This is a genomic window from Pseudomonas sp. S2_F07 (assembly GCF_054668325.1).
Genome location: NZ_CP162758.1, coordinates 3,226,280 through 3,243,166 on the forward strand (window position 1 = coordinate 3,226,280; position 16,887 = coordinate 3,243,166).

Annotated in this window: 30 protein-coding genes; all 30 read right to left on the reverse strand. The window is 54.7% G+C overall.

The window, feature by feature from the left end:
• Positions 1–18 precede the first annotated feature (18 nt).
• Positions 19–639, reverse strand: a complete 621-nt coding sequence (rpsD, locus tag AB4O40_RS14535) for a 30S ribosomal protein S4 (protein WP_003176404.1) — start codon at positions 637–639, stop codon at positions 19–21.
• An 18-nt stretch (positions 640–657) separates the two neighbouring features.
• Complete coding sequence (gene rpsK, locus AB4O40_RS14540; RefSeq protein WP_002555466.1) at positions 658–1,047, reverse strand: 30S ribosomal protein S11; 390 nt, start codon at positions 1,045–1,047, stop codon at positions 658–660.
• Between the two features lie 30 nt (positions 1,048–1,077).
• Positions 1,078–1,434 carry a 30S ribosomal protein S13 gene (gene rpsM, locus AB4O40_RS14545; RefSeq protein WP_009045849.1) on the reverse strand — a complete coding sequence of 119 codons (357 nt, stop codon included), beginning with the start codon at positions 1,432–1,434 and terminating at the stop codon, positions 1,078–1,080.
• A 130-nt stretch (positions 1,435–1,564) separates the two neighbouring features.
• Positions 1,565–1,681: a 50S ribosomal protein L36 gene (gene rpmJ / locus AB4O40_RS14550; protein WP_002555468.1), complete on the reverse strand. Its 117-nt coding sequence runs from the start codon at positions 1,679–1,681 to the stop codon at positions 1,565–1,567.
• Positions 1,682–1,705: 24 nt separating this feature from the next.
• Positions 1,706–3,034, reverse strand: coding sequence for a preprotein translocase subunit SecY (gene secY, locus AB4O40_RS14555; protein WP_003228718.1), 1,329 nt, complete (start codon positions 3,032–3,034; stop codon positions 1,706–1,708).
• Positions 3,035–3,472: a 50S ribosomal protein L15 gene (rplO, locus tag AB4O40_RS14560; RefSeq protein WP_003228720.1), complete on the reverse strand. Its 438-nt coding sequence runs from the start codon at positions 3,470–3,472 to the stop codon at positions 3,035–3,037.
• Positions 3,473–3,475: 3 nt separating this feature from the next.
• Entirely contained in the window at positions 3,476–3,652 is a 177-nt protein-coding gene (gene rpmD / locus AB4O40_RS14565) for a 50S ribosomal protein L30 (RefSeq protein ID WP_003186033.1), read from the reverse strand.
• A gap of 2 nt (positions 3,653–3,654) precedes the next feature.
• Positions 3,655–4,155, reverse strand: coding sequence for a 30S ribosomal protein S5 (gene rpsE / locus AB4O40_RS14570; protein ID WP_003186035.1), 501 nt, complete (start codon positions 4,153–4,155; stop codon positions 3,655–3,657).
• Between the two features lie 3 nt (positions 4,156–4,158).
• A complete protein-coding gene (rplR, locus tag AB4O40_RS14575; protein ID WP_003186037.1) occupies positions 4,159–4,509 on the reverse strand; it encodes a 50S ribosomal protein L18 in 351 nt (116 codons plus the stop codon).
• A 10-nt stretch (positions 4,510–4,519) separates the two neighbouring features.
• Positions 4,520–5,053 carry a 50S ribosomal protein L6 gene (rplF, locus tag AB4O40_RS14580; protein ID WP_003176412.1) on the reverse strand — a complete coding sequence of 178 codons (534 nt, stop codon included), beginning with the start codon at positions 5,051–5,053 and terminating at the stop codon, positions 4,520–4,522.
• A 12-nt stretch (positions 5,054–5,065) separates the two neighbouring features.
• Complete coding sequence (rpsH, locus tag AB4O40_RS14585) at positions 5,066–5,458, reverse strand: 30S ribosomal protein S8 (protein ID WP_003186040.1); 393 nt, start codon at positions 5,456–5,458, stop codon at positions 5,066–5,068.
• Positions 5,459–5,667: 209 nt separating this feature from the next.
• A complete protein-coding gene (rpsN, locus tag AB4O40_RS14590; protein WP_003176414.1) occupies positions 5,668–5,973 on the reverse strand; it encodes a 30S ribosomal protein S14 in 306 nt (101 codons plus the stop codon).
• Between the two features lie 13 nt (positions 5,974–5,986).
• Complete coding sequence (gene rplE, locus AB4O40_RS14595; protein WP_003210069.1) at positions 5,987–6,526, reverse strand: 50S ribosomal protein L5; 540 nt, start codon at positions 6,524–6,526, stop codon at positions 5,987–5,989.
• Positions 6,527–6,548: 22 nt separating this feature from the next.
• Entirely contained in the window at positions 6,549–6,863 is a 315-nt protein-coding gene (gene rplX / locus AB4O40_RS14600; protein ID WP_003176416.1) for a 50S ribosomal protein L24, read from the reverse strand.
• A gap of 11 nt (positions 6,864–6,874) precedes the next feature.
• Positions 6,875–7,243: a 50S ribosomal protein L14 gene (rplN, locus tag AB4O40_RS14605; protein WP_002555479.1), complete on the reverse strand. Its 369-nt coding sequence runs from the start codon at positions 7,241–7,243 to the stop codon at positions 6,875–6,877.
• A gap of 23 nt (positions 7,244–7,266) precedes the next feature.
• Positions 7,267–7,533, reverse strand: a complete 267-nt coding sequence (gene rpsQ, locus AB4O40_RS14610; protein ID WP_003176419.1) for a 30S ribosomal protein S17 — start codon at positions 7,531–7,533, stop codon at positions 7,267–7,269.
• A gap of 2 nt (positions 7,534–7,535) precedes the next feature.
• Positions 7,536–7,727 carry a 50S ribosomal protein L29 gene (gene rpmC / locus AB4O40_RS14615; protein ID WP_002555481.1) on the reverse strand — a complete coding sequence of 64 codons (192 nt, stop codon included), beginning with the start codon at positions 7,725–7,727 and terminating at the stop codon, positions 7,536–7,538.
• Positions 7,727–8,140, reverse strand: coding sequence for a 50S ribosomal protein L16 (gene rplP / locus AB4O40_RS14620; protein ID WP_003228729.1), 414 nt, complete (start codon positions 8,138–8,140; stop codon positions 7,727–7,729). The genes rpmC and rplP overlap by 1 nt, the downstream gene beginning before the upstream one ends.
• A gap of 12 nt (positions 8,141–8,152) precedes the next feature.
• The gene (rpsC, locus tag AB4O40_RS14625) at positions 8,153–8,839 is read right to left on the reverse strand and encodes a 30S ribosomal protein S3 (protein ID WP_007970424.1); all 687 of its coding nucleotides are present in this window, start codon (positions 8,837–8,839) and stop codon (positions 8,153–8,155) included.
• Positions 8,840–8,852: 13 nt separating this feature from the next.
• Entirely contained in the window at positions 8,853–9,185 is a 333-nt protein-coding gene (rplV, locus tag AB4O40_RS14630) for a 50S ribosomal protein L22 (RefSeq protein ID WP_003103908.1), read from the reverse strand.
• A gap of 11 nt (positions 9,186–9,196) precedes the next feature.
• Positions 9,197–9,472, reverse strand: a complete 276-nt coding sequence (gene rpsS, locus AB4O40_RS14635; protein WP_002555486.1) for a 30S ribosomal protein S19 — start codon at positions 9,470–9,472, stop codon at positions 9,197–9,199.
• A gap of 16 nt (positions 9,473–9,488) precedes the next feature.
• Positions 9,489–10,313, reverse strand: a complete 825-nt coding sequence (gene rplB, locus AB4O40_RS14640; RefSeq protein WP_003176423.1) for a 50S ribosomal protein L2 — start codon at positions 10,311–10,313, stop codon at positions 9,489–9,491.
• A gap of 14 nt (positions 10,314–10,327) precedes the next feature.
• Entirely contained in the window at positions 10,328–10,627 is a 300-nt protein-coding gene (gene rplW, locus AB4O40_RS14645; RefSeq protein WP_002555488.1) for a 50S ribosomal protein L23, read from the reverse strand.
• A complete protein-coding gene (gene rplD / locus AB4O40_RS14650; RefSeq protein ID WP_003228735.1) occupies positions 10,624–11,226 on the reverse strand; it encodes a 50S ribosomal protein L4 in 603 nt (200 codons plus the stop codon). The genes rplW and rplD overlap by 4 nt, the downstream gene beginning before the upstream one ends.
• Before the next feature lie 12 nt (positions 11,227–11,238).
• The gene (rplC, locus tag AB4O40_RS14655; protein ID WP_003186059.1) at positions 11,239–11,874 is read right to left on the reverse strand and encodes a 50S ribosomal protein L3; all 636 of its coding nucleotides are present in this window, start codon (positions 11,872–11,874) and stop codon (positions 11,239–11,241) included.
• A gap of 80 nt (positions 11,875–11,954) precedes the next feature.
• Complete coding sequence (gene rpsJ / locus AB4O40_RS14660; RefSeq protein WP_003186070.1) at positions 11,955–12,266, reverse strand: 30S ribosomal protein S10; 312 nt, start codon at positions 12,264–12,266, stop codon at positions 11,955–11,957.
• Positions 12,267–12,423: 157 nt separating this feature from the next.
• The gene (gene tuf / locus AB4O40_RS14665) at positions 12,424–13,617 is read right to left on the reverse strand and encodes an elongation factor Tu (protein WP_008053875.1); all 1,194 of its coding nucleotides are present in this window, start codon (positions 13,615–13,617) and stop codon (positions 12,424–12,426) included.
• A gap of 30 nt (positions 13,618–13,647) precedes the next feature.
• Complete coding sequence (gene fusA, locus AB4O40_RS14670; protein WP_007994652.1) at positions 13,648–15,753, reverse strand: elongation factor G; 2,106 nt, start codon at positions 15,751–15,753, stop codon at positions 13,648–13,650.
• 30 nt (positions 15,754–15,783) lie between these two features.
• Positions 15,784–16,257: a 30S ribosomal protein S7 gene (rpsG, locus tag AB4O40_RS14675; RefSeq protein WP_007994653.1), complete on the reverse strand. Its 474-nt coding sequence runs from the start codon at positions 16,255–16,257 to the stop codon at positions 15,784–15,786.
• A gap of 108 nt (positions 16,258–16,365) precedes the next feature.
• Positions 16,366–16,737 (reverse strand): 30S ribosomal protein S12, encoded by a 372-nt coding sequence (gene rpsL, locus AB4O40_RS14680; protein ID WP_003186084.1) that lies wholly within the window; start codon positions 16,735–16,737, stop codon positions 16,366–16,368.
• Between the last annotated feature and the right edge of the window lie 150 nt (positions 16,738–16,887).

Here is a 16,887-nt window from a genome sequence, read left to right on the forward strand (position 1 = left end):
GCACCTATTTTCTAGCCCTTACTTGGAGTAGAGCTCGACAATCAGGCTTTCGTTGATGTCGGCGGACAGATCACTGCGAGCTGGAACGTTCTTGAAAACGCCCGACTTCTTCTCAGTGTCTACTTCTACCCATTCTACGCGGCCACGTTGGGCACACAGATCGAGAGCTTGGACAATGCGAAGTTGATTTTTTGCTTTCTCGCGAACAGCGACCACGTCACCAGCACGAACCTGGTAGGACGGAACGTTAACGGTCTGACCGTTTACGCTGATCGACTTGTGCGATACCAGCTGACGGGATTCGGCGCGAGTCGAACCAAAGCCCATACGGTATACAACGTTGTCCAGACGGCATTCGAGCAGTTGCAGCAGGTTTTCACCGGTTGCACCTTTCTTGCCAGCAGCTTCTTTGTAGTAGCCGCTGAATTGACGCTCGAGAACGCCGTAGATACGACGGACCTTCTGCTTTTCACGCAGTTGGGTGCCGTAGTCGGACTGGCGACCGCGGCGTTGGCCGTGGATACCAGGTGCTGCTTCAATGTTGCACTTCGATTCGATCGCGCGCACGCCGCTCTTCAGGAAGAGATCGGTGCCTTCGCGACGAGCGAGTTTGCATTTTGGACCAATGTAACGAGCCATTCTTTACAATCTCCTGGATTACACGCGGCGCTTCTTCGGCGGACGGCACCCGTTGTGCGGGATTGGCGTCACGTCGGTGATGCTGGCGATCTTGTAGCCACAGCCGTTCAAAGCGCGGACTGCGGATTCACGACCTGGACCTGGACCTTTGACGTTGACGTCAAGGTTTTTCAGGCCGTATTCCAGCGCAGCTTGACCAGCACGTTCAGCAGCTACTTGAGCAGCAAACGGGGTGGACTTGCGGGAACCGCGGAAACCCGAACCACCGGAGGTAGCCCAGGAAAGAGCGTTACCTTGACGGTCGGTGATGGTCACGATGGTGTTGTTAAAAGATGCATGGATGTGGGCGATGCCATCAACCACTGTCTTTTTAACTTTTTTACGAGGACGAGCAGCAGGTTTTGCCATGATTAAATTCCTGTCGATTCGCTGGGGCGATTACTTGCGGATCGGCTTACGCGGACCTTTACGGGTACGCGCGTTGGTCTTGGTACGCTGACCGCGTACTGGAAGACCGCGACGATGACGCAGACCGCGATAGCAACCGAGGTCCATCAAGCGCTTGATTTTCATGTTGATTTCGCGACGCAGGTCACCTTCAGTGGTGAACTTCGCCACTTCGCCACGCAGCTGTTCAATCTGCTCGTCGCTCAGATCTTTGATCTTTGCTGCTGGGTTTACCCCAGTCTCTGCACAAATTTTCTGTGCAGTAGTGCGACCAACACCATAGATGTAGGTCAGCGAGATAACAGTATGCTTGTTATCTGGAATGTTAACGCCTGCAATACGGGCCATTCAGTGGGACTCCAATTGACAGCTACCTACGCCCCGGAAGCCAAGAAATAGGGCGCGAGATAATATCGCTGTAATAACAAATAATCAACCCGGCAGCGCACTAGCTGCCGGGCTTGAAGCACAATCACACTCAGCCTTGGCGCTGTTTGTGACGCGGTTCCGCGCTGCAAATTACTCGAACAACACCTTCGCGGCGAATAATCTTGCAGTTACGGCACAGCTTTTTCACCGATGCACGAACTTTCATCACCAACTCCTCGAACCTTATGGGTCAGCGCAGCATGCCGCTGCCGTAACCCTTCAGGTTGGCTTTCTTCATCAGGGATTCGTACTGGTGCGAAACGAGGTGCGATTGTACTTGGGACATGAAGTCCATCACAACCACGACGACGATCAGCAACGAGGTCCCGCCAAGGTAGAACGGTACGTTGGCTGCAACCACCAGGAACTGGGGCAACAGGCAGACGGCCGTCATGTAAAGAGCACCGAACATGGTCAAGCGAGTCAGAACGCCATCAATGTAGCGCGCAGACTGCTCACCTGGACGGATGCCCGGAATAAAGGCACCGGACTTCTTCAGGTTTTCCGCTACGTCTTTCGGATTGAACATCAACGCCGTATAGAAGAAGCAGAAGAAAATAATCCCTGCACTAAACAGCAGAATATTCAACGGCTGACCAGGAGCGATCGACTGCGAGATGTCCTGCAACCAGCCCATACCTTCAGACTGACCGAACCAGGCACCCAACGAAGCCGGGAACAGCAAAATGCTGCTCGCGAAAATAGCCGGAATAACACCGGCCATGTTCACCTTCAGCGGCAAGTGGCTGGTCTGCGCAGCGAAGACCTTACGGCCCTGCTGACGCTTGGCGTAGTGAACAGCAATACGACGCTGACCACGCTCAATGAACACCACGAAACCGATAATCGCTACTGCCAGCAAACCGATGGCAACCAGGGCGAAGATGTTGATATCACCCTGACGTGCAGACTCGAAAGACTGCCCGATCGCTCTCGGAAGACCGGCGACGATACCCGAAAAAATCAACATCGAGATACCGTTGCCAACACCACGCTCAGTAATCTGCTCACCCAGCCACATCATGAACATCGCACCAGCCACAAAAGTGGATACCGCGACGAAATGGAAGCCAAAGTCACCAGTGAACGCAACGCCCTGCCCCGCCAGACCAATGGACATGCCAATGGCCTGGACGAGAGCGAGGACGACAGTGCCGTAGCGGGTGTACTGGCTGATCTTGCGACGGCCAGCTTCACCTTCCTTCTTCAACTGCTCCAGCTGCGGGCTGACGGCGGTCATCAGTTGCATGATGATCGATGCCGAGATGTACGGCATGATCCCCAGTGCAAAGATGCTCATCCGTTCCAGCGCGCCGCCGGAAAACATGTTGAACAAGCTAAGAATGGTCCCCTCATTCTGTCGAAACAGGTCCGCGAGTCGGTCCGGGTTGATACCTGGAACCGGGATGTGTGCGCCTATTCGGTAGACGATAATCGCCAGGAACAGAAAACGCAGACGAGCCCAGAGTTCAGACATACCGCCTTTGCCGAGCGCAGAGAGAGCACCTTGCTTAGCCATTTATTCCTCGAACTTGCCGCCAGCTGCTTCGATAGCCGCACGCGCACCTTTGGTGGCGCCGATTCCCTTGCCGATAGTGACAGCGCGAGTCACTTCACCGGACAGCATGATTTTCACACGCTGTACGTTGACGTTGATCACGTTGGCATCTTTCAGGGACTGCACGGTGACGATGTCGCCTTCCACTTTAGCCAGCTCGGACAAACGCACTTCTGCGCGGTCCATGGCCTTCAGGGAAACGAAACCGAACTTCGGCAGGCGACGATGCAGCGGCTGTTGACCGCCTTCAAAGCCTGGAGCAATGGTGCCACCGGAGCGGGAGGTCTGACCTTTGTGACCACGGCCACCAGTCTTACCCAAACCGCTACCGATACCACGGCCCGGACGATGCTTTTCGCGACGGGAACCCGGCGCTGGACTCAGATCATTGAGTTTCATCGATTAACCCTCGACACGCAGCATGTAGTAAGCCTTGTTGATCATCCCGCGATTCTCGGGAGTATCCAGGACTTCTACAGTGTGACCGATGCGACGCAGACCCAGACCCTTAACGCACAGTTTGTGGTTAGGGATACGGCCGGTCATGCTTTTGATCAGCGTTACTTTTACGGTAGCCATGATCAGAAGATCTCCTTGACACTTTTGCCACGCTTGGCGGCAATGGATTCAGGAGACTGCATTGCTTTCAAACCCTTGAAAGTGGCGTGAACCACGTTTACCGGGTTAGTCGAGCCGTAGCACTTGGCCAGAACGTTCTGAACGCCAGCAACTTCGAGGACAGCACGCATAGCGCCGCCAGCGATGATACCGGTACCTTCAGAAGCAGGCTGCATGTACACCTTCGAAGCGCCGTGAGCGGACTTCATTGCGTACTGCAGAGTGGTGCCGTTCAGATCAACCTGGATCATGTTGCGGCGAGCAGCTTCCATTGCCTTCTGGATCGCAGCAGGCACTTCACGCGACTTGCCACGGCCGAAGCCAACACGGCCCTTACCATCACCAACCACGGTCAACGCGGTGAAAGTGAAGATACGGCCGCCTTTAACGGTTTTGGCTACGCGGTTAACTTGAACCAGCTTCTCGATGTAGCCTTCGTCGCGCTTTTGGTCGTTATTTGACATAACTTAGAACTCCAGCCCAGCTTCACGAGCAGCATCAGCCAGCGCTTTAACGCGGCCGTGGTACTTGAAGCCAGAGCGGTCGAAAGCCACTTGCGAGACGCCAGCGGCCTTAGCACGCGTAGCGACCAGCTGGCCAACCTTAGTGGCCGCGTCGATGTTGCCGGTGGCACCATCACGCAGTTCTTTATCCAAAGTCGAGGCGCTTGCCAGGACTTTGTTGCCGTCGGCCGAAATGACCTGGGCGTAGATGTGCTGCGAAGAGCGGAACACGCAGAGACGCACGACTTCGAGTTCGTGCATTTTCAGGCGTGCTTTGCGAGCGCGACGCAGTCGAGTAACTTTTTTGTCGGTCATTTGCTATGCCCTACTTCTTCTTGGCTTCTTTACGACGGACGACTTCGTCCGCGTAGCGCACACCTTTGCCTTTGTACGGCTCTGGTGGACGGAAGTCGCGGATCTCGGCGGCCACTTGACCTACCAGCTGCTTGTCGATGCCCTTGATCAGGATATCGGTCTGGCTAGGAGTCTCAGCGGTGATGCCTTCCGGCAGTTCGTAATCCACTGGGTGCGAGAAGCCAAGAGCCAGGTTCAGCACTGTGCCTTTTGCTTGCGCTTTGTAACCAACACCGACCAGCTGGAGCTTGCGCTCGAAGCCTTGGCTTACGCCTTGGACCATGTTGTTTACCAACGCACGAGTGGTACCAGCCATTGCGCGAGTCTGTTGATCGCCATTGCGAGCAGCGAAACGCAGCTCACCAGCTTCTTCAACGATCTCAACGGACGAATGGATGTTCAGTTCAAGAGTGCCCTTGGCACCCTTCACCGAAAGCTGTTGGCCTGCGAATTTTACTTCGACACCGGCTGGCAGCTTAACGGGGTTCTTAGCGACGCGAGACATGCTTATCCCCCCTTAGAACACAGTGCAAAGAACTTCGCCGCCGACACCGGCAGCGCGCGCAGCACGATCAGTCATCACACCCTTGTTGGTGGAGACGATAGACACACCGAGACCGCCACGAACTTTTGGCAGATCATCGACGGACTTGTACTGACGCAGGCCTGGACGGCTAACGCGCTTCACTTCTTCGATAACCGGACGGCCTTCGAAGTACTTCAGCTCGATGGACAGCAGTGGTTTGATTTCGCTGCTGATCTGATAACCCGCAATGTAACCTTCGTCCTTCAGGACTTTGGCAACAGCTACCTTCAACGTGGAAGATGGCATGCTTACGACGGACTTTTCAGCCATCTGGGCATTACGGATACGAGTTAGCATGTCCGCTAACGGGTCCTGCATACTCATGGGCTAGACGCTCCTAATACAAAAAAATTAGCCTTGCGGCTATTACGTGTCGCCGAGAATCTCCGAGCATGAAAAACACGGGCTCAGGCGAGCCGGGTATTCTAGACACACCCCGGAAATGAATCAAGCCCCAAAAGGGGCTTGATCCAGATTCAAGGCCACCGGTGGTCAGGATCTTGCGATCCTGGACACCGAGACTTTGACAGTACTTACCAGCTGGCTTTAACCAGACCCGGTACGTCACCACGCATGGCAGCTTCACGCAGCTTGTTACGGCCGAGGCCGAACTTGCGGTAAACGCCGTGTGGACGACCGGTCAGGCGGCAGCGGTTACGCATGCGCGAAGCGCTTGCGTCACGTGGCTGCTTCTGCAGGGCTACTGTAGCTTCCCAACGCGCTTCTGGACTTGCGTTCAGATCAACGATGATAGCTTTCAGTGCTGCACGCTTCTTGGCGTACTTGGCAACCGTGAGCTGACGCTTCAGCTCGCGGTTTTTCATGCTCATCTTGGCCATGGTCCTACTCCAATCAGTTGCGGAACGGGAATTTGAACGCACGCAGCAGAGCGCGGCCTTCATCATCGTTCTTGGCAGTGGTGGTCAGGGTGATGTCCAGACCGCGGAGAGCATCGATCTTGTCGTAGTCGATTTCCGGGAAGATGATCTGCTCTTTCACGCCCATGCTGTAGTTGCCACGACCATCGAAGGACTTGGCATTCAGGCCGCGGAAGTCGCGAACCCGAGGCAGGGAGATCGACAGCAGACGATCCAGGAACTCGTACATACGCTCACGGCGCAGGGTCACTTTGACGCCGATCGGCCAACCTTCACGGACTTTAAAGCCAGCGATGGATTTGCGAGCGTAGGTCACAACGACTTTCTGGCCGGTGATCTTTTCCAGGTCAGCAACAGCGTGCTCGATGACTTTTTTGTCACCGATCGCTTCGCCCAGACCCATGTTCAGGGTGATTTTGGTAACGCGCGGAACTTCCATCACGTTCGAAAGCTTAAGTTCTTCCTTAAGTTTCGGAGCAATTTCCTTCCGGTAAATCTCTTTTAGTCGTGCCATGGTCTCATCTACCTAGCAGTGTTCAAGCATCAACCGCTTTTTGGGTCGACTTGAAGACACGAATTTTCTTGCCGTCTTCTACTTTGAAACCAACGCGGTCAGCCTTGTTGGTTTCGCCGTTGAAAATGGCGACGTTAGAAGCATCCAGTGGAGCTTCTTTTTCGACGATACCGCCCTGCACGCCCGACATCGGGTTAGGCTTGGTATGACGCTTGACCAGGTTCAGACCACCAATAACCAGACGGTTGTTAGCGAGAACCTTAAGCACCTTACCGCGCTTACCTTTGTCTTTGCCGGCGATCACGATGATCTCGTCGTCACGACGAATCTTTTGCATGTCGGATCTCCTTACAGCACTTCTGGGGCGAGCGAGACGATCTTCATGAACTTCTCAGTACGAAGTTCACGGGTCACTGGCCCAAAGATACGGGTGCCGATCGGCTCTTGCTTGTTGTTCAACAGAACAGCAGCGTTGCCATCAAAGCGGATAATGGAGCCATCAGCACGACGTACGCCGTGACGAGTGCGGACTACAACAGCAGTCATCACTTGGCCTTTTTTCACTTTACCGCGAGGAATTGCTTCCTTCACGGTAACTTTGATGATGTCACCGATACCAGCGTAACGACGATGGGAGCCACCCAGCACCTTGATGCACATAACGCGGCGAGCGCCGCTGTTATCGGCCACATCGAGCATGGATTGAGTCTGAATCATATAATTTCTCCGACCCCTAGTCCTTAGACTTCCACAGCGCGTTCGAGAACATCAACCAGCGCCCAAGACTTGGTCTTGGCCAAAGGACGAGTTTCACGAATAGTGACTTTGTCGCCGATGTGGCACTGATTGGTTTCGTCGTGCGCGTGCAGCTTAGTCGAACGCTTAACGTATTTACCGTAGATCGGGTGCTTAACGCGACGCTCGATCAGAACGGTGATGGTTTTGTCCATCTTGTCGCTGACAACACGGCCAGTCAGCGTACGGACAGTTTTTTCGGCTTCAGCCATGATTACTTACCTGCCTGCTGGTTGAGCACAGTCTTCACGCGAGCGATGTCACGCTTAACTTGCGAGAGCAGATGAGACTGCCCCAACTGGCCAGTTGCTTTCTGCATACGCAGATTGAACTGGTCGCGCAGCAAGCCGAGCAGTTGCTCGTTCAGCTGCTGTGCGGATTTTTCACGAAGTTCATTCGCTTTCATCACATCACCGTCCGTTTAACAAAGGAGGTGGCGAGCGGCAGCTTTGCAGCAGCCAGGGCGAAAGCCTCACGCGCCAGCTCTTCAGAAACACCCTCGATTTCATACAGGACTTTGCCTGGCTGAATCTGGGCAACCCAGTATTCGACGTTACCCTTACCTTTACCCATCCGAACTTCGAGTGGCTTCTTGGAAATAGGCTTGTCCGGGAATACACGGATCCAGATCTTGCCGCCACGTTTTACGTGACGGGTCAGAGCACGACGCGCTGACTCGATCTGACGAGCGGTGAGACGACCACGAGCAACAGACTTCAGCGCGAACTCGCCGAAGCTGACTTTGCTACCGCGCAATGCCAGGCCACGGTTGTGACCAGTCATTTGCTTGCGGAACTTCGTACGCTTTGGTTGCAACATTTGGCGTACCCCTTACTTAGCAGCTTTTTTACGAGGCGCTGGTGCTTGTGGTTTCAGTTCTTCTTGGCGACCACCAATTACTTCGCCTTTGAAGATCCAAACCTTTACACCGATCACACCGTAAGTGGTGTGAGCTTCGTAGTTGGCATAGTCGATGTCGGCACGCAGGGTGTGCAACGGCACACGACCTTCGCGATACCATTCAGTACGTGCGATTTCAGCACCGCCGAGACGACCGCTCACTTGGATTTTGATGCCTTTGGCACCAATGCGCATGGCGTTCTGTACAGCGCGCTTCATAGCGCGACGGAACATTACGCGACGCTCCAGCTGCTGAGCTACGCTCTGCGCAACCAGCATACCGTCGAGCTCCGGCTTGCGGATCTCTTCGATATTGATGTGCACAGGCACACCCATTTGCTTGGTCAGGTCCTGACGCAGTTTCTCAACATCTTCACCTTTCTTCCCGATAACGATACCTGGACGAGCGGTGTGGATGGTGATGCGTGCAGTTTGGGCCGGACGATGGATATCGATACGGCTTACGGACGCGCTTTTTAGTTTGTCTTGGAGGTACTCACGCACATTCAGATCTGCGAGCAAATAGTCCGCATAAGTCCGACCGTCTGCGTACCAGACGGAGGTGTGCTCCTTGACGATTCCCAGGCGAATGCCAATGGGATGTACTTTCTGACCCATCTCTTCGACTCCGTTACTTGTCAGCAACCTTGACAGTGATATGGCAAGACCGCTTGACGATGCGATCAGCACGGCCTTTGGCACGTGGCATGATGCGCTTCAGCGAACGCCCTTCGTTGACGAAAACAGTGCTGACCTTCAGGTCATCAACGTCTGCGCCTTCGTTATGCTCGGCGTTGGCTACGGCCGACTCCAGCACTTTCTTCATGATCTCGGCGGCTTTCTTACTGCTGAAAGCCAACAGGTTGAGCGCTTCGCCCACCTTCTTCCCGCGGATCTGGTCGGCGACCAAGCGGGCTTTCTGGGCGGAGATTCGAGCGCCCGACAACTTAGCGGCTACTTCCATTTCCTAACCCCTTAACGCTTGGCTTTCTTGTCTGCCACGTGCCCGCGATAAGTGCGGGTACCGGCGAACTCGCCCAGTTTGTGGCCGACCATGTCTTCGTTCACGAGAACTGGGACGTGCTGACGACCGTTGTGTACTGCGATGGTCAAACCGACCATTTGTGGCAGGATCATCGAACGACGCGACCAGGTTTTCACCGGCTTGCGATCGTTCTTTTCCGCCGCCACTTCGATCTTCTTCAGTAGGTGAAGATCGATAAAAGGACCTTTTTTCAGAGAACGTGGCACTGTCGTATCCCTCTATTTACTTGCGACGACGGACGATCATTTTGTCGGTACGCTTATTACCACGAGTCTTCGCGCCCTTAGTCGGGAAGCCCCATGGCGATACCGGATGACGACCACCAGAGGTACGACCTTCACCACCACCATGTGGGTGGTCAACCGGGTTCATGGCAACACCACGAACGGTTGGGCGAACGCCACGCCAGCGTTTGGCACCAGCTTTACCCAGCGAACGCAGGCTGTGCTCGGAGTTCGAGACTTCGCCCAGGGTCGCACGGCATTCAGCCAGGACTTTACGCATTTCACCGGAACGCAGACGCAGGGTAACGTACACGCCTTCACGAGCGATCAGCTGAGCCGAAGCACCAGCGGAACGAGCGATCTGAGCGCCTTTACCTGGCTTCAATTCGATGCCGTGTACGGTGCTACCAACTGGAATGTTGCGCAGTTGCAGAGCGTTGCCCGGCTTGATCGGTGCCAGGGCACCTGCGATCAGCTGGTCGCCAGCGCTCACGCCTTTAGGGGCGATGATGTAGCGACGCTCGCCATCTGCGTACAGCAGCAGAGCGATGTGAGCAGTACGGTTTGGATCGTATTCGATACGCTCGACAGTGGCAGAGATGCCATCTTTGTCGTTGCGACGGAAGTCGACCAGACGATAATGCTGCTTATGACCACCACCGATGTGACGAGTGGTAATACGGCCATTGTTGTTACGACCACCAGTCTTCGATTTCTTCTCGAGCAGCGGTGCGTGAGGAGCGCCTTTATGCAGCTCCTGGTTGACCACCTTGACCACAAAACGGCGGCCAGGGGAAGTCGGTTTGCATTTAACGATTGCCATGATGCACCCCTTCCTTACTCAGCACTGCTGCTGAAATCGAGATCTTGGCCTGGCTGAAGGGAGATAACTGCCTTCTTCCAGTCATTACGCTTGCCCAGACCGCGAGCAGTGCGCTTGCTCTTACCCAGAACATTCAGGGTAGTAACACGCTCTACTTTCACGCTGAACAGGCTTTCGACGGCCTTCTTGATTTCCAGCTTGGTTGCGTCGGTAGCAACCTTGAAAACGAACTGGCCTTTCTTGTCTGCCAGAACCGTAGCCTTCTCGGAAACGTGCGGGCCAAGCAGAACTTTAAATACGCGTTCCTGGTTCATCCCAGCAGCTCCTCGAATTTCTTCACGGCCGACACGGTGATCAACACCTTGTCGTATGCGATCAGACTAACTGGATCGGAACCTTGCACGTCACGTACATCTACGTGTGGCAGGTTACGAGCAGCCAGGTACAGGTTCTGATCAACAGCGTCGGACACGATCAGAACGTCGGTCAGGCTCATGTTGTTCAGTTTGCCCAGCAGGTCTTTGGTTTTCGGCGTTTCAACGGCGAAATCCTGAACCACGACCAGACGATCAGTACGCACCAGCTCAGCAAGGATGGAACGCATTGCTGCGCGATACATCTTCTTGTTCAGCTTCTGGGAGTGATCCTGAGGACGAGCTGCGAAAGTGGTACCGCCGCCACGCCAGATTGGGCTACGGATAGTACCGGCACGAGCACGGCCAGTACCTTTCTGACGCCATGGGCGCTTACCGCCACCACGAACGTCGGAACGGGTCTTTTGCTGCTTGGAACCCTGACGACCGCCAGCCATGTAGGCTACGACTGCTTGGTGAACCAGCGTCTCGTTGAACTCGCCGCCAAATGTCAGTTCGGAAACTTCGATCGCTTGAGCGTCATTTACATTTAATTGCATGTCAGCTTCCCCTTAACCGCGAGCCTTGGCTGCTGGACGTACAACCAAGTTGCCGCCAGTAGCGCCAGGAACAGCGCCCTTGACCAACAACAGATTGCGTTCAGCGTCCACGCGCACTACTTCGAGGGACTGCACGGTCACGCGCTCAGCGCCCATATGACCGGACATTTTTTTGCCCTTGAATACACGACCAGGAGTCTGGCACTGGCCGATAGAGCCTGGAACGCGGTGGGATACGGAGTTACCGTGGGTGTTATCTTGCCCGCGGAAATTCCAACGCTTGATCGTACCCTGGAAGCCTTTACCCTTGGACTGACCGGTTACATCAACCAGTTGACCAGCGGCGAAGATTTCAGCGTTGATCAGATCGCCGGCCTGGTACTCACCTTCTTCAAGGCGGAATTCCATTACGGTACGACCAGCGGCAACGTTCGCTTTAGCGAAGTGGCCAGCCTGAGCTGCTGTTACACGCGAAGCACGACGCTCGCCGACAGTGACTTGCACTGCACGATAGCCATCGGTCTCTTCAGTTTTGAACTGGGTGACGCGATTCGGTTCGATCTCAATGACCGTGACCGGAATGGAGACACCTTCTTCGGTGAAAATACGGGTCATACCGCATTTACGACCGACTACACCAATAGTCATGTTGTAAACCTCATGAGTGTACGGGGCTTTCACCCGCTATGGCCGCCCATTTCAGAGCGTTACACGACTAAGACCGAGTCTTAGCCGAGGCTGATCTGCACTTCCACACCGGCCGCAAGATCAAGCTTCATAAGAGCATCAACGGTTTTATCCGTTGGCTGGACGATGTCCAGAACGCGCTTATGAGTACGGATCTCGTACTGGTCACGCGCGTCTTTGTTGACGTGCGGGGAGACCAGAACGGTGAACCGCTCTTTACGGGTAGGCAGTGGAATTGGACCACGCACTTGAGCACCAGTACGTTTCGCGGTTTCCACGATTTCCTGGGTTGATTGGTCGATCAGGCGATGGTCGAAAGCCTTCAACCTGATACGGATTTGCTGATTTTGCATTGGATTTCAGACTCCGGCTGCTATTCCCACCGAGCGCAATACGCCCGTTAAAAGGAGGCGCAATTCTATAGACGCCCCAGATGGGTGTCAACCCAATAAAAAAGCCCCCGCTGAGCGGGGGCTTTTCAAAGCATCGAAGCTATCTCAAAAGAGATGCTTACTCGATGATTTTGGCTACGACGCCAGCGCCGACGGTACGACCGCCTTCACGGATAGCGAAACGCAGGCCGTCTTCCATTGCGATGGTCTTGATCAGGGTAACTTCCATCTGGATGTTGTCACCTGGCATTACCATTTCAACGCCTTCTGGCAGCTGGCAGTTACCAGTCACGTCAGTAGTACGGAAGTAGAACTGTGGACGGTAGCCTTTGAAGAACGGAGTGTGACGACCGCCTTCTTCCTTGCTCAGAACGTAAACTTCTGCGGTGAACTTGGTGTGCGGCTTAACCGAACCTGGCTTAACCAGAACCTGGCCACGCTCAACGTCGTCACGCTTGGTACCACGCAGCAGAACGCCGCAGTTCTCGCCAGCACGACCTTCGTCGAGCAGCTTGCGGAACATTTCAACACCGGTGCAGGTGGTGGTGGTGGTGTCACGCAGACCAACGATTTCCAGTGCATCTTGAACGCGAACGATACCGCGCTCGATACGACCAGTCACAACAGTACCACGACCCGAGATCGAGAATACGTCTTCGATTGGCATCAGGAATGGCTTGTCGATAGCACGCTCTGGTTCTGGGATGTAGCTGTCCAGAGTCTCAACCAGCTTACGAACGGCAGTGGTGCCCATTTCGTTATCGTCTTTGCCTTCCAGCGCCATACGAGCCGAACCGATGATGATTGGAGTGTCATCGCCCGGGAAGTCGTAGGTGGACAGCAGGTCGCGAACTTCCATCTCGACCAGTTCCAGCAGCTCAGCGTCGTCTACCAGGTCAGCCTTGTTCAGGAAAACCACGATGTACGGAACGCCTACCTGACGGGACAGCAGGATGTGCTCACGAGTTTGCGGCATCGGACCATCAGCGGCCGAGCAAACCAGGATCGCGCCGTCCATCTGGGCAGCACCGGTGATCATGTTCTTCACATAGTCAGCGTGACCTGGGCAGTCAACGTGAGCGTAGTGACGGATCTTCGAGTTGTACTCGACGTGCGCGGTGTTGATGGTGATACCACGAGCTTTTTCTTCTGGAGCGCTGTCGATTTTATCGAAATCAACGATTGCGGAACCGAAAACTTCGGAGCAAACGCGAGTCAGAGCTGCGGTCAGAGTGGTTTTACCGTGGTCAACGTGACCGATGGTGCCAACGTTGACGTGCGGTAGGGAACGATCAAATTTTTCTTTAGCCACGACAATTAACTCCTTGCCTAAAGGACTGAATCAGCCTTGTTTTTTGGTTACAGTTTCGACGATGTGCGACGGAGCTGTATTGTATTTTTTGAATTCCATAGAGTAGCTTGCGCGACCCTGGGACATCGAACGAACGTCGGTCGCATAACCGAACATCTCGCCCAACGGAACTTCAGCACGGATCACCTTACCGGAGACCGTGTCTTCCATACCCAGAATCATGCCGCGACGACGGTTAAGGTCGCCCATCACGTCACCCATATAGTCTTCAGGCGTAACAACCTCTACCGCCATGATCGGCTCCAGCAACTCACCACCGCCCTTCTGGGCCAGTTGCTTGGTCGCCATGGAAGCAGCCACCTTAAACGCCATCTCGTTCGAGTCGACGTCGTGGTAAGAACCATCAAACACGGTAGCCTTCAGGCCGATCAGCGGATAGCCGGCAACTACGCCGTTCTTCATCTGCTCTTCGATACCCTTCTGGATAGCCGGGATGTATTCCTTAGGAACCACACCACCCACTACTTCGTTCACGAATTGCAGACCTTCCTGACCTTCGTCAGCAGGAGCAAAACGGATCCAGCAATGGCCGAACTGGCCACGACCGCCGGACTGACGAACGAACTTGCCTTCGATTTCGCAATTCTTCGTGATGCGCTCACGATACGAAACCTGAGGCTTACCGATGTTGGCTTCGACGTTGAACTCACGGCGCATCCGGTCAACCAGGATGTCCAGGTGCAACTCGCCCATGCCAGAGATGATCGTTTGACCAGTCTCTTCATCAGTCTTGACGCGGAAAGACGGGTCTTCCTGAGCAAGCTTGCCCAGAGCGATACCCATTTTTTCCTGGTCATCCTTGGTCTTAGGCTCAACGGCAACCGAAATAACCGGCTCCGGGAAGTCCATGCGAACCAGGATGATTGGCTTGTCAGCGTTGCACAAGGTTTCACCAGTAGTGACGTCCTTCATGCCGATCAGGGCCGCGATGTCACCAGCGCGTACTTCCTTGATCTCTTCACGGGCGTTTGCGTGCATTTGCACCATACGACCCACGCGCTCTTTCTTGCCTTTGACCGAGTTGATCACGCCGTCGCCGGAGGCCAACACGCCCGAGTAAACACGGACGAAAGTCAAGGTACCCACGAATGGGTCGGTAGCGATCTTGAACGCCAGAGCCGAGAACGGCTCGTTGTCGTCTGCATGACGCTCCATCTGCTTTTCCTCGTCATCCGGGTCAGTACCCTTGATGGCAGGAATGTCGGTTGGAGCCGGCAGGTAGTCGATAACGGCGTCGAGAACCAGGGGAACACCCTTGTTCTTGAAGGAAGAACCGCAAACAGCCAGAACGATCTCACCAGCGATAGTACGCTGACGCAGAGCACCCTTGATTTCCTCGATGGTGAGTTCTTCACCTTCAAGGTACTTGTTCATCAGCTCTTCGCTGGCTTCGGCCGCAGCCTCAACCATGTTGTTGCGCCACTCTTCAGCCAGTTCCTGCAGTTCAGCAGGGATGGCTTCACGACGAGGGGTCATACCCTTGTCGGCATCGTTCCAGTAAACGGCTTCCATGGTCATCAGATCGATCTGACCCTGGAAGTTGTCTTCGGAACCGATAGCCAGCTGGATAGGCACCGGAGTGTGACCCAGACGCTGCTTGATCTGAGCGATCACGCGCAGGAAGTTCGCACCGGCACGGTCCATCTTGTTCACGTAAACGATACGTGGAACACCGTACTTGTTGGCTTGACGCCATACGGTTTCGGACTGAGGCTCAACGCCGGAAGTACCGCAGAACACAACGACCGCGCCGTCGAGTACACGCAGGGAACGCTCAACTTCAATAGTGAAGTCTACGTGGCCCGGGGTATCGATGACGTTGAAACGGTACTGGTCTTTGTGCTGCTTGGCGGAACCCTGCCAGAAGGCGGTAATGGCAGCAGAAGTAATGGTAATACCACGCTCCTGCTCCTGAACCATCCAGTCTGTGGTCGCGGCGCCGTCATGCACCTCGCCCATTTTGTGACTTTTGCCAGTGTAAAAAAGGACGCGCTCAGTGGTGGTGGTTTTACCAGCATCCACGTGTGCAACGATACCAATGTTACGGTAGCGATTAATCGGTGTTGTACGAGCCATAAAGCCCTCGCAAAATTAGTGACGCTAAAATTAGAAGCGGTAGTGCGAGAAAGCCTTGTTGGCTTCAGCCATACGGTGAACGTCTTCACGCTTCTTAACTGCAGCACCTTTACCTTCGGCAGCGTCCAACAGTTCGCCAGCCAAACGCAGAGCCATAGACTTCTCGCCGCGCTTGCGGGCGTAGTCTACCAACCAGCGCATTGCCAGAGCGTTACGACGGGAAGGACGAACCTCGACCGGAACCTGGTAAGTAGCACCACCAACGCGGCGCGACTTCACTTCGACCAGCGGAGCGATGGCGTCGAGTGCTTTTTCGAAGAGTTCCAGGGGATCGGTGCCGGCCTTACGAGCCTTCACGGTATCCAGGGCACCATAAACGATACGCTCGGCAACGGCTTTCTTGCCGCTTTCCATTACGTGGTTCATGAATTTGGCGAGGATTTGGCTTCCGTATTTCGGATCGTCCAGAATCTCACGCTTGGCTGCTACGCGACGTCTTGGCATTGATAAGCCCTCAAACGGTCTTCAGGTTAGCCCGGGACAGCTCCTATGGATGCGTGCCCGACCTTACTCTTATCGACTCAATAAAATGAAAAACTGCAAAACGGCCGATTACTTCGGACGCTTGGTACCGTACTTCGAACGACCCTGGTTACGACCTTTAACACCGGAAGTATCCAACGAACCGCGAACGGTGTGGTAACGAACACCTGGCAAGTCTTTTACACGACCGCCGCGGATCAGTACCACGCTGTGCTCTTGCAGGTTGTGGCCTTCACCGCCGATGTACGAGGAAACCTCGAAACCGTTGGTCAGGCGCACACGGCATACTTTACGCAGTGCCGAGTTAGGTTTTTTCGGCGTGGTGGTGTACACACGGGTGCACACGCCACGGCGTTGCGGGCAGTTCTGCAGCGCAGGCACGTCGGATTTCTCGACGATACGCTTACGCGGCTGACGTACCAGCTGGTTGATAGTTGCCATCTACTAGCTCCACTGTTGTCTTGCGACGCTATTGTCTTGCAAGAAAAGCAAAATGGCAGGAACGAGTTCCCGCCAAATTTAGGGGTACAAGAGTCTAAAGAGGATCTTGTCCCCAGTCAAGGCAAGGCCCCGCCCTCCCCGCTCATCCAA